The organism is Bradyrhizobium sp. SYSU BS000235 (assembly GCF_049747295.1).
Taxonomy (GTDB): domain Bacteria; phylum Pseudomonadota; class Alphaproteobacteria; order Rhizobiales; family Xanthobacteraceae; genus Afipia.
This window is the reverse complement of sequence record NZ_JBMHJM010000001.1, coordinates 2,854,263-2,866,386: the sequence shown is the minus strand read 5'-3', so window position 1 is coordinate 2,866,386 and position 12,124 is coordinate 2,854,263. Positions and strand designations below refer to the sequence as shown.

At 60.4% G+C, this 12,124-nt stretch carries 9 protein-coding genes; 2 read left to right on the top strand and 7 right to left on the bottom strand.

The window, feature by feature from the left end; all coding sequences use genetic code 11:
- Positions 1-22 precede the first annotated feature (22 nt).
- Positions 23-1,489, top strand: a complete 1,467-nt coding sequence (locus ACP0KA_RS13365; protein WP_424629252.1) for a phytoene desaturase family protein — start codon at positions 23-25, stop codon at positions 1,487-1,489.
- Positions 1,490-1,492: 3 nt separating this feature from the next.
- Here ACP0KA_RS13365 and ACP0KA_RS13360 read toward each other — a convergent pair whose 3' ends face one another.
- Both ACP0KA_RS13360 and ACP0KA_RS13355 read right to left on the bottom strand, forming a co-directional pair.
- Positions 1,493-1,852: an META domain-containing protein gene (locus ACP0KA_RS13360; protein WP_424631589.1), complete on the bottom strand. Its 360-nt coding sequence runs from the start codon at positions 1,850-1,852 to the stop codon at positions 1,493-1,495.
- Positions 1,853-2,051: 199 nt separating this feature from the next.
- Entirely contained in the window at positions 2,052-3,716 is a 1,665-nt protein-coding gene (locus tag ACP0KA_RS13355) for an L-lactate permease (RefSeq protein WP_424629251.1), read from the bottom strand.
- Positions 3,717-4,025: 309 nt separating this feature from the next.
- Here ACP0KA_RS13355 and ACP0KA_RS13350 point away from each other — a divergent pair, with 309 nt between their 5' ends.
- A complete protein-coding gene (locus ACP0KA_RS13350) occupies positions 4,026-5,774 on the top strand; it encodes an ABC transporter ATP-binding protein/permease (protein ID WP_424629250.1) in 1,749 nt (582 codons plus the stop codon).
- Positions 5,775-5,941: 167 nt separating this feature from the next.
- On the opposite strand, the gene ACP0KA_RS13345 is transcribed toward ACP0KA_RS13350, so the two are convergent.
- The 5 genes from ACP0KA_RS13345 to ACP0KA_RS13325 form a co-directional block, all read right to left on the bottom strand.
- Complete coding sequence (locus ACP0KA_RS13345; RefSeq protein ID WP_424629249.1) at positions 5,942-6,955, bottom strand: TorF family putative porin; 1,014 nt, start codon at positions 6,953-6,955, stop codon at positions 5,942-5,944.
- Between the two features lie 402 nt (positions 6,956-7,357).
- Positions 7,358-7,846 (bottom strand): histone, encoded by a 489-nt coding sequence (locus ACP0KA_RS13340; protein ID WP_424629248.1) that lies wholly within the window; start codon positions 7,844-7,846, stop codon positions 7,358-7,360.
- Between the two features lie 71 nt (positions 7,847-7,917).
- Positions 7,918-9,252, bottom strand: a complete 1,335-nt coding sequence (glcF, locus tag ACP0KA_RS13335; protein WP_424629247.1) for a glycolate oxidase subunit GlcF — start codon at positions 9,250-9,252, stop codon at positions 7,918-7,920.
- Between the two features lie 18 nt (positions 9,253-9,270).
- Positions 9,271-10,503 carry an FAD-binding protein gene (locus ACP0KA_RS13330; RefSeq protein WP_424629246.1) on the bottom strand — a complete coding sequence of 411 codons (1,233 nt, stop codon included), beginning with the start codon at positions 10,501-10,503 and terminating at the stop codon, positions 9,271-9,273.
- A 67-nt stretch (positions 10,504-10,570) separates the two neighbouring features.
- Entirely contained in the window at positions 10,571-12,064 is a 1,494-nt protein-coding gene (locus ACP0KA_RS13325) for an FAD-linked oxidase C-terminal domain-containing protein (RefSeq protein WP_424629245.1), read from the bottom strand.
- Between the last annotated feature and the right edge of the window lie 60 nt (positions 12,065-12,124).

Here is a 12,124-nt window from a genome sequence, read left to right as displayed (position 1 = left end):
CTGCTCGCGAGTCCGGTGACGAATGGCGCGCTATGATGCCGTCATCATCGGAGCCGGCCTCGGCGGCCTCACGGCCGGTGCGATTCTCGCGCGTGCAGGTCGGAAAGTTTTGCTGATCGAACGCGGCAACTCCGTTGGAGGCGCGGCCTCCAGCTACAAGGTCGGCGAGCTGTTTGTTGAAGGCTCGCTGCATGAGACCAGCGATCCACGTGATCCTCGCGATCCCAAGCATCGTCCCTTGACGCGTGCCGGCGTGCTCGACGCAGTGACATGGGTTCCGGCCAGGCAATTTTACACGGTGCGTGGCGGCCCTGTCGGTGCACCGCTCGCATTGCCCGACAATTTCAGTGCCGCAAGACACACTCTGGCGGAACGCTTTCCCAGGGCACGCAGCGCCATCGCCAAACTGCTCGGCGAGATGGAGACGTTTACCCACGATCCTTCAGCCGTCGATTGGTCCCTTTCATTGTCGCAGAAGCTCGAGCAGATGTGCGACGGCGACGAAGCGCTGAAGGCAGCGGTGGCGGCGAACCTCTCCTATTACCACGATAATCCTGAGACCCTATCGTGGGCGGCCTTCGCGATGGCGCAGGGGTCGTATCTCTTGAATGGCGGCGTGTATGTCCAGGGCGGGTCGCAGCGTCTGTCCAGCGCGCTGGCCCGCGCCATTCGTGCGGCAGGCGGCGACATCTCTCTCCGCCGCGCCGCGAGCGCGATCAGCCTGGATACCGGCGGCGTGGTGTCCGCCTTGGTCCACACCGCCAAGGACGGCAGTGATCCGCAGACGGTTGAAACATCTTGCGTCATTGGCAACGCAGCGCCCGAAAACATCGCATCCCTTTTACCAGGTGCGCGTCGGGCTCAACTGCGCGCGACGTATGCTGACCGCCAACCGTCGATTTCGCTGTTCGCGCTCACTCTTGGACTCTCGAAGCCGCCAAGTGAATTCGGCATCGACAGCTATTCGACACAGCTGCTGCCGGACTGGATGACGCGCTTCGCAGATTATTCCAAAGGCACTGCGCTGATGGCGGACGAGCCGGGCGAGCGGATGCCACCGCTTGCGATCGTCGATTATGCAGCGATCGATTCCGGCGTACCTGCCCCTCCCTACGTGCTTTCGGTGATTGGGCCGGACGCCCTGACAAATTGGGATGGTTTGAGCCAGGATGAGTACCGGGCCAAGCGCGGCCGCTGGCAGAACGCCATCATCGCCTATCTCGAAAGATATTATGCAGGGCTGTCAGACGCCATCGTCGCGTCCTCGTTCAATACGGCGCTTTCGGTCCGGCAATATCTCGCGGCACCCCATGGCTCTGTCTATGGCTTTGCGCCAACACCATCACGCACTGGCGACGCTCCGCGGCAGATGAACGCGACGCCGATCACCGGTCTCTACCTCGCCTCCGCCTATGCGGGGCTCGGCGGCTACACCGGCGTCATCCAGTCGGCGGAGCTTTGTGCGGATCTCGTCCTGAAAACGCTCTGACGTTTAGTTCGTGTTCAGTCGAAAACGCAGCGTCTTCGCACCGACGAACGAAACGAAATCGCCCTGCCGCTTCCATGTCGCGGCTTCGCTCAATGCACCGACCAGCGCATCGTCGGCCTGCGCATTGGCAGGTGTACAGCTGCGATCATCGAGCTGTCCCGGAACGAAAATGACGGTGTCATTGGCCACCGAAAACTGACCTTTGCCGGTCTTGCACCACAGACTGAGAATGACTTCGCCGTTGTCACCGATCTCGAGGGATGGAATGCGCTTCGAGCCAGGTTGCGGCGCTGACTCCAGAGTGATTTCGAGACCGAAAGGAAATCCGCTGTCCGCGCGGGATGGTGTCGTTGCGACCGCCATTGTCAACAAAGCAAAAGCAAGAATCGCGTGCCGCCCAAACTTCAAAGTCATTGCCATCAGTTCCGATTTCAGCTGCGCGTTCTTGTAGCCGCGGAGTGTGTCAATTGTCAGCATTTTCGCTGCTCAAATAACGCGCTCTCCAAATGCAAATCCCCGCAGCTTGCGCCGCGGGGATTTCTGTTTCCGAACCGCGTGGAGATTACTTAATCACCATCGCCGTGAACGGATAGACGTAAGCCTGCAGCGTCACGAGGATACCGACAAGGCACGCCAGCACGATCGAATGCCAGAAGACGAAACGTAGGATCGAGCCTTCGTGGCCGTACCAGTTGGTCGCGGTGGAGGCCACCACGATCGACTGCGCATCGATCATCTTGCCCATGACGCCACCCGACGAGTTCGCGGCGGCCATCAGGATCGGCGAAAGGCCGAGCTGTTCCGACGTGATCCTCTGCAGGTTGCCGAACAGGATGTTCGAGGACGTGTCGGATCCTGTCAGCGCCACGCCCAACCAGCCGAGCAATGTGCCGAAGAATGGATACAACACGCCGGTCGCCGCGAAAGCCAAGCCGAGAGTCGCGTCGACACCCGAGAGGCGTGTCAGCGTACCGATCGCCAGCATCGCCGAAATCGTGATCAGCGAGATGGAGCAAAGCTTGATGGTGCGACCGTACTCCCCAATCATCTTGGGCAGAGAGAAGCCCATCAAGAGGCCCGAGATAATCGCCGCGATCAACATGCCTGTGCCGGTGAACGAGAGGTAGGTAAACGCGAAGACTGCGCCTTCCTTCGTTTCCTTCGCTGCCACCGGGGGCACCTTGTTGATCATGTTGTGCAGGCCGGGAACCGGATAGTTCCAGGTGAAGATCGAGTTCGCCCAGGTCTTGAACGATCCATTGCCCCAGATCAGCATCACGATGCAGACGATGATCCATGGCAGCAGCGAGCTCCACAGCTCCGATTGGGTGAGCGGTGTTTTGTCGAGCGGCTTTGCGGCCTTCATGGTCTCGGTGGATTCGTCCTTGCCGCGCAGCGCCGGCGACAGCCACAGCTCCTTCGGCTGCCAGACCTTCAGGAACAGGATCAGCGCGCCCATCGAAATCAGCGAAGCACCGATGTCGACGATCCAGGGGTTGATGAAGTTCGAAATCACGAACTGCGGAATCGCGAACGAAACGCCGGTGACGAGAATGGCCGGCCAGATCGCCATCATGCCGCGCCAGCCCGCGAACGCCCAGATCACCCAGAACGGGACGAGCAGGGAGAAGAAGGGAAGCTGCCGGCCGACCATGGCGCCGAGGAGATACGGATCAAGTCCGGTCACCGAGGCAAGGCCCTGGATCGGCGTACCAAGCGCACCGAAGGCAACCGGCGCGGTATTGGCGATCAGCGACAGGCCGGAAGCGGCCAGCGGCGAGAAGCCGAGACCGATCAGCACCGCACCGGTGATCGCAACCGGCGTACCGAAACCGGATGCGCCCTCGAAGAACGCACCGAATGAAAATGCAATCAGCAGCAGTTGCAGACGGCGATCTTCGGTCACGCCGCCGATGGCACGCTGAAGCAATTCAAATCGTCCGGTCTCGACCGTGATGCGGTAGAGGAAAATGACGTTCAGCACGATCCAGCCGATCGGGAAGAAGCCCGTCACGACGCCGAGCAGCGACGCGCGGATCGACATGCCCGCCGGCATGGTGAAGATGAAGATCGTGATGATGTTGGTGACGATCAGGGCGATGATCGCCGCGATGTGCGCTTTGACCTTGCCGCTGGCGATCAGCACCAGCAGCGTGACCACCGGAATAGCCGCCGCGATGGTGGAAAGCGCCGCATTCCCCATCGGGTTGTAAATTTGATTCCACATGAAAACGTCCTCCCCACGTCATTAAATCCGACGTCTGACCAGAGCGTGGTTGGCCAAGCATCTGGCGGGGATGAAAGGACACCCGTCACAACATGTTCAGAAAGGCAGAACGCCGGCCAACTGCCAAAAAACGCTCACAATGCTGCGAACAGAGATGCCCCCCGGCCCTCGCCGTCGGGCGCATGCTAGGGTGAACACCGCAGTCTGGACAAGATGCCGCACACGCGCCGCTTTGCTACTTTAGTCTTAAAACTGTGAATTTGATCGATATTGCAGGGCCTTGAAGCCCTTTCGAAGGAGCAAAAATCTGTGAATGGTCTCGGCTCAACACTCGCGACGGTGTGGCGGATTGCTGCACCTTACTTCCGCTCCGACGACAAATGGGCAGGCCGCATCCTGCTGGCCGCGGTCATCGCTATCGAACTCGCCATCGTCGGTATCTCGGTGTTGCTGAATACCTGGAACAACCGCTTTTACAACGCGCTGCAGGAGCGCAACTGGGATAATTTCGTCTATGAGATCAGTTATTTCTGCGTGCTCGCCGCAGCCTTCATCGCGCTTGCGGTTTATCAACTTTACCTGAACCAGTGGCTGCAGATCCGCTGGCGCAAGTGGATGACGCAGCGCTATCTCGTGGAGTGGCTTGATCACGCCAATCACTACCGCATGCAGCTGCAGGGAGATGCCGCCGACAACCCGGACCAGCGCATCACCGATGACGTCAAGCTGTTCGTCGACCGCACCCTGAACATCGGCCTCGGTCTTTTGAACTCGGTTGTGACGCTCGCCTCCTTCATCGTGATCCTCTGGAGTCTGTCAAACGCCGCGCCGTTGCATTTGTTCGGGAAGGATATCGACTTTCCCGGATACATGGTGTGGGGCGCACTGGTCTATGCCGTGCTCGGCACGTGGCTGACACATCTGATCGGCCACCCGCTCGTCGGTCTCGATTTCCGGCAGCAGCGCTACGAGGCAGACTTCCGCTTCAATCTGGTCCGCGTCCGCGAGAACTCCGAACAGATCGCGCTGCTGCGCGGCGAGCCGGCGGAGCGCGAACGGCTTCTGGTGCGGTTCGGACATGTCGTCGACAACTGGCTCGGCATCATGACCCGCACCAAAAAGATCACGGCATTCACGGCGAGCTACTCGCAGGCGTCGGTGATTTTTCCTTATATTCTGGTGGCGCCGGCCTACTTCGCCGAGAAGATTCAACTCGGCGGCATGATGCAGACCGCATCCGCCTTTAGCAGCGTCCAGGGCGCACTGTCGTTCTTCATCACGACCTATCGCACCCTGGCCGAGTGGCAGGCGGTAGTGGCCCGCCTTGACGGATTTGAGACCGCCATCAATACAGCCAGAACCCTCGCCACCGATCCTCAATCGATTCACGTCACGTCTGCGTCAGGCTCCAGTTCAATCAGCCTCAAGGAGCTGTTGCTACAACTGCCCAACGGCGCGCCGCTGATTGGGGCCAATGGCTTCACGCTCAAGGCCGGCGAACGCACCCTGGTGACGGGGCCATCGGGCGCAGGCAAATCCACGTTGTTCCGCGCCATCGCCGGGATCTGGCCCTTCGGCAAGGGCACGATCTCGATTCCAAAAGATGCGACCCTGATGATGCTGCCGCAACGGCCCTACTTCCCTGTCGGCCCGCTCTCCGGCGCGATTACATATCCGGCGGCAAACGCCACCTTTAGTGCCGAGCAACTGAGCGAAGCGATCAAATTGGTCGGCCTTCCGGCTCTCGCCGCGAAGCTCGACGAGGAAGGACACTGGAACCGGACGCTCTCTCTTGGCGAACAACAGCGCCTTGGAATTGCCCGGGCTCTTCTGCAGGCGCCGCAATATCTGTTCCTTGACGAAGCGACCGCATCCCTCGATGAGCCATCGGAAGCTTTCCTGTACCGGCTGATTGCAGAAAAGTTGCCGGCAACAACGATCGTTTCGATCGGTCATCGGAGCACGCTGGAAGCCTTCCATCAGCGGCAGGTTTCGGTCGAGCGCGCGGGAGACCAGTTCAACCTGGTGGACAGGCAGAAGGCAACAAATCCGGCTTGAGACCGGCTGGGACTGGCGGACGTGCGGCCCAGGTATCTCTCTGGCAAGCGCATCTTCTCGTTTCTCAAGGCCGGTCCGCGCACGCCTTGAGTTGAAGCGCCGAATCAAAAGCCAAAAAAACAGGCGGCAGATTGCTCTGCCGCCCGGAGGCTCATTGGAGGAAGACGTTACTTCAGCGCGCCCAGCGTCACGTCAGCCGAGAGCTTGGCGATGAAGGTCGCACCGCACCACTTCGAACCGATGCCGCCAGTGTTGATCGCGGTTGCGTTGCCGGGCTGCGAAGCCGTGAAGTCGCTGGTGAACGCGTTGCAATCGCCCTTGCTCATGTCGGTGTCGGAATAGCGCAGATCGAGGGTGAACACCTTGTAGGTAAAACCCAAACCGACGTTCCAGGTGTTGTAGTCGGCGTAATTGATGGTTGCCGAGGCGGGGAAACCGTTTCCGGCGGTCACGCCGTAGAAAGTGTCCGACGTGCCGAGCCACTGACGACCGAATTCACCCGACACATAAGCACCGATGCCGCTGGTGCCGAACAGGGCGCCAGGCGCCGTGACCTTTGCGGTGACCGAAGCGTAGGTGCCGTCAGCACCGGTGTTCAGGAAGTTCGGCGAGTAGAATACGTTGCCGCCCATCGTGAAGTAGTCGTTAAAGGTGTAGTTCACCTTGCCGTAAACTTCGTAGAAGCTCACGTCCTTCTTCATGACGTTGCCGTTGGCGAGGAACACCGTGTTGGTGTCAACCGGACAGACGCCACCGCCCGGGATGCCGCCGGTGAGAACGTTGTCGGCGCATTTTCCACCCGGATACAGGTAGCCCCAGACACCGAAGTCAAACGCGACCGGACCGAAAGTCGGGCGAACACCGCCGTAGATATCGACTTCAGCCGCAGCGCGGTTGGAGAACGAGATGCTCTCGAACGACGAACCGACGTAGAGCTGCAGGTCCTTGTTGACGTTGTAGCGTGGCTCGAAATAAGCCGTCACCGACGGATTGTGATTCGATTGGGTTACCCCACGGAACACGTAGTCGCTCATAATGGCGGCACCGAACGCAATATCCCAAGGCGACACCGTCTCAACGAGCGGCGGAGCCTTCGTGTAGACCTTGCCGAGATCAGCAGCGGATGCCGAACCAAGCCCCATCGCAATTATCGCTGCGACCGATAAACTCATTTTCTTCATGACGATCCCCATCATCGCTTAAATCTCAGTCCGACTGCCGATAGTCAGGGTGACCACGGTCGATCGACTGCACCGAATTCAATTCGTGGCAATATTGTCGCTGACGCACTCGATACGCGGGAAGCGCAAAACCCAAGCAATTGCTGCCTATTTAGGCGTTTGGAGCACTTCCAGCGTGGTTGTGTTGCACTGTGGCAATCCAACAACAGACTTTGGTCGCTGCGCCTGGAAGTGGCGTCCGTTCGCCGATCGGTTTTGCGGGGGGGAACGCTGACCCGATTCGTCCTAACGTTATCTGAATTTTTGATTCACTCTGCGTGACAGAGCCGGCGACATCCCTGCATACAAAAAGGCCGCAGCGGAGAGCTGCGGCCTTCGTATGGTCTGACGAAATAAAAACTGTCAGGTGTTCTCGTCGTCGTCGCTGTGGCTGCTCGATCCGAAGCTGGACGACCAGTTGGACACCGGAGCGGGTGACGGAGCGGGAGCGGGCTCAGGCCAGCCAGTATCGGTGGAAGCCGGAGCGGACATCGCGGGCTCCTCGGCGGGAGCCGGCTTCGGTGCACGCTTCCTCGGCGCAGCCTTTTTCGCAGCAGCCTTCTTGGGAGCTGCCTTCTTAGGAGCTGCAGCCTTCTTGGCGGCGGACTTTTTCGCGGCTTTCTTCGCTGACTTCTTTGCAGCCTTTTTGGCAGTTTTCTTCGCCGCCTTCTTGGCGGATTTCTTCACGGCCTTCTTCGCCGACTTGGCGGCTTTCTTTGCAGACTTCTTGGCCGACTTTTTCGCGGCCTTCTTCGCCGACTTCTTGGAAGCTGTCTTGGCGCTCTTCTTCGCCAGCATCAGCTTCTTTTCTTTTTTGTTTTTCTTGTCCTTCTTCTTCTTACCTTTAGCCATCGTGGTCCTCCTGCTTCCGCTGAGCAAACGCGATCAGCGATTCAAGCACTCCCATCGCGGGGGCTCTTCGATCAATTCAATAGTTCCGGCCGAGGACCGCCTGTCGCCCAATCGAGCAATTCAACAGTGTGCACTACAGGGACTGACTTTCCGTCGGTACGCTGCACTGAGCCGATCTGTACCATACAGCCGATGTTACCGGCGGAAATGACATCCGGCTTCACCGAAGCAATATTCGCGATCTTACGTTCGCGCAATCTCTTCGCAATGTCGGGCTGGAGGATGTTGTACGTTCCTGCCGAACCGCAACACAGATGACTCTCCGGCACATCTTTCACCACGAATCCGCTCTTGGAAAGCAAATCTTTGGGAAGCTGCGTGATTTTCTGACCATGCTGCAGCGAACATGCGGAGTGATAAGCTACCACGAGGTCCTTGCCACCTTGCGGCCACGCGATATCCAGGCTTCCCACATACTCGGTCACGTCCTTTGCAAGCGCCGAAACCCGCTTGGCTTTGGCCGCGTAGGCGCGGTCTTCGCGTAGCATATAACCGTAGTCCTTGATGGTGGTGCCGCACCCGGATGTGGTGATCAGGATGGCATCGAGACCTTTGCTGTCTGCCTCTTTGGTCCACACATCGATGTTAGCCCGCGCCCGCCGCAGTGCATCACCATCCTGTCCCATATGATGCGTCAGCGAGCCGCAGCACTGTTCATCTGCGACCAGCACCACCTCGATGCCGTGGCGCGTCAGGAAACGAATGGCAGCCTGGTTGATGCCCGGTGACAGCACCTGCTGGGCACATCCTTGCAGAAGGGCAACGCGGCCGCGTTTGGTGCCGACCGCCGGAAACACGGTCCCGCCGGCAGGCCCCGGCTGCGGCAAGGTGCGGGGTGCGAGCGCCAACATGGCACGGACGCGGTCGAAAAACGTCGGGGCCGTTTGCCCAGCCGGCGAAGACGGCAACAGCGATGCCAGCGGCTTGACCAGTCGGGCCGCCATCATGCTGGCCCGGAAAAGACCGGGCCGCGGCAGCACGGTGCCCAGGACCGCGCGCAAAATGCGTTCCGAGAGCGGCCGGGAATATTCATTCTCGACCTTGACCCGCGCCTGATCGACGAGGTGCATGTAGTTGACCCCTGAGGGGCATGTGGTCATGCAGGCCAGGCACGACAGGCATCGATCGACATGCTTGACCACTTCCTGAGTAGGCTTCCGGTCATTTTCAAGCATGTCCTTGATGAGATAGATGCGGCCGCGGGGGCTATCGAGCTCATCGCCCAGCAGCACGTAGGTCGGACAGGTCGCGGTGCAGAACCCGCAATGCACGCAGGCGCGCAGGATCTTGTCGGCCTCCCGGATATCCGGATCAGCGAGTTGCGCGGCGGAAAATTCGGTCTTCATGGCGTCAGGAATTCCCGGTCAGGCGCGAACCATGCGGCCGCGGTTGAGGATGTTCTTGGGATCGAAGCTGGCCTTGACGCGCTGCCCAAGTGCGGCAACCCCCGCCTGCTGCGGATGGAAAACGTCGACCGCGTTGCGCACTTGATCGGCGGCGCGGATCAGCGTGGCGTGGCCGCCGATTGCCTTCAGCCGCTCACGCAAGAGCGCCGCGTGGGCATCCGGCGCCGGTGGCAGGGCAGCCCAGATCAGCCCCCCGCCCCAATCGTAGATCACCTCGCCGCCGGTGTCGCGGGCAAGCGCCTGGCCGAAGGCTCCGCCGGACGCAGGCGGGCACACGATGCGCCACACCGGCTGCGCTCCAAACGGGCCATCGGCTGCGAATGGCAGTACATCACGCACCGCCGCCCACGTGGCCCGGGAAGCGTCGTCCTCGATCATCTCGACGGCGCCAAAGGACGCCAAAATGCCGCTGACGGATTTCGCACGATCGACCACGGACGCGCCGATCCCCTCGAGCCGGATCAACGTCACCGCCTGCTGGAGTGAACCAAAACCTGACAGTGCCCCGTTGGCCCCGCGCAATGAGGCCGCCGGCAAATGCGCGACGCCGGACACATCGAACGACGATCCCAGAGCGATGGTCATGGCCCTGTTGGCTGCGATGTCGTCCAGCCCCCGCAGAACCAGCGTCCGTTCACTCTCGGCTTTGGGCATCACCTTCAACGTCACCTCGGTCATCACCGAGAGCGTTCCCCACGAACCGGCCAGAAGCTTGCAGAGATCATAGCCGGTGACATTCTTCACCACCTTGCCGCCAGCCTTGAACGAATCGCCAAAACCCGAGACTGCCTCGGCCCCCAGAAGGTGATCGCGTGCGCCGCCGGCCTTGATGCGGCGCGGGCCGGCCAGACCCGCTGAAATCGTTCCGCCGATCGTACCGGCGCCGCGCGGCGTTCCCAACAGCAGCGACGTATCCATCGGATCGAATGCAAATTCCTGATTCTTCGAGTCGATCAGCGACAGCACATCGGCAATCGGCGCACCCGCCTGCACCGTGATAATCAGCTCGCTGGGCTCATAGGACGTCACGGCATTCAACGCGGACAGATCGAGCACGGCATTGGTCACCATCGGCAGACCGATGGTCCGCTTGCTGCCATGGCCAATAATTTCCAGCGGCTGTTCGGCAGCGAGCGCATCGCGCACCGCCTGCTCGACATCATTGGCATCACGAACTTTCAAAGTATCCACGCGCGTCTCGTTTCTTTTGCAAATCACGTTGGCCCGGATCCGGCGCTCTTGCCGCCGGGTGCGGCAATCAAAATCGCGGAATATCCGGAAATGCGAGCTTGCCGCCGTGGACATGGACACGTCCCAGTTCCGCACACCGATGCAGGGTCGGAAACACCTTGCCGGGATTGAGGAGACCTTGCGTGTCGAATGCGCACTTCAGGCGCTGCTGCTGAGCGAGATCGATATCGGAGAACATCTCGGGCATCAGGTCACGCTTTTCGACACCGACCCCGTGCTCGCCCGTCAGCACACCGCCGAGTTCGACGCAGGCCCGCAGGATGTCCGCGCCGAACGCTTCGGCCTTGTCCATTTCCTCTGGGATATTCGCGTCATACAAGATGAGCGGGTGCAGGTTGCCGTCGCCGGCATGAAAGACGTTGGCAACGCGCAGTCCATACTTCTCCGAAAGATCGCGAATCCGCGCCAGCGCTTGCGGGAGCTTGCCGCGCGGAATCGTGCCGTCCATGCACAGATAATCCGGCGACATCCGTCCGACCGCCGGGAACGCGGCCTTGCGGCCCGCCCAGAACAGCAGCCGCTCCTGTTCGGAGTTAGATATCTGCAGTGTGGTCGAACCGCAATTCCGCGCAATTTTCTCGACGCGCCCGATCAACTCGTCGACTTCAACGCCGGGGCCATCGAGTTCAATGATCAAGAGCGCTTCGACGTCGAGCGGATATCCGGCATGGACGAATGCCTCCGCCGCGTGGATGGCGTTGCGGTCCATCATCTCCATGCCGCCGGGAATGATGCCGGCGCCGATGATGTCAGCCACACACTGTCCGGCCGCCTCCACTTCGGGAAAGCCGACCATCAGCGCGCGCGCCGTTTCCGGCTTTTTCAGAATGCGGACCGTCACCTCGGTCACGACACCGAGAAGGCCTTCGGAGCCTGTGATGATCCCCATCAGGTCGTAGCCGTCGGTCTCCGGCGCCTTGCCGCCGATCCGCAGGATTTCACCGGTGATCAGGACGATCTCGCAACCGAGCACGTTGTTGGTGGTCATGCCGTATTTAAGACTGTGCACACCGCCGGAGTTCTCGCCGATGTTGCCGCCGATCGAGCAGGCGATCTGCGATGAGGGATCGGGCGCATAGTAAAAGCCTTCGTGCGCCACCGCCTGACTGACGGCGAGATTGGTGACGCCCGGTTCGACCACGGCGACGCGGTTCTCGAAATCAATCTCGCGCACGCGCTTGAACTTGCCGAGGCCCAGCAAGACGCCATCTTTGAGCGGCAGCGAACCGCCCGACAGCGAGGTGCCGGATCCGCGCGGAACAACCTTGATGCCGTTGTCGTAGCAATATTTCAGAACCTGGGAGACCTGCTCGGTCGTGTCCGGCAACACCACCACCATGGGCGGCTGACGATACGCGGTCAGCGCATCGGATTCATACGGCATCATCTCCAGCGCGGTGGAGATCACGCCCTCCCCCGGCACGATCTTGCGCAAGGCCGCAACGATTTCCTCGCGACGATTCAGAACAGCCTGATCGGCTTCGGGCATCATGATGGACATCAGAAAGCTCCAGAACGACGGGTGTGTGCCGCGCCTTGATTTTTCCGACGTTCAAGCACG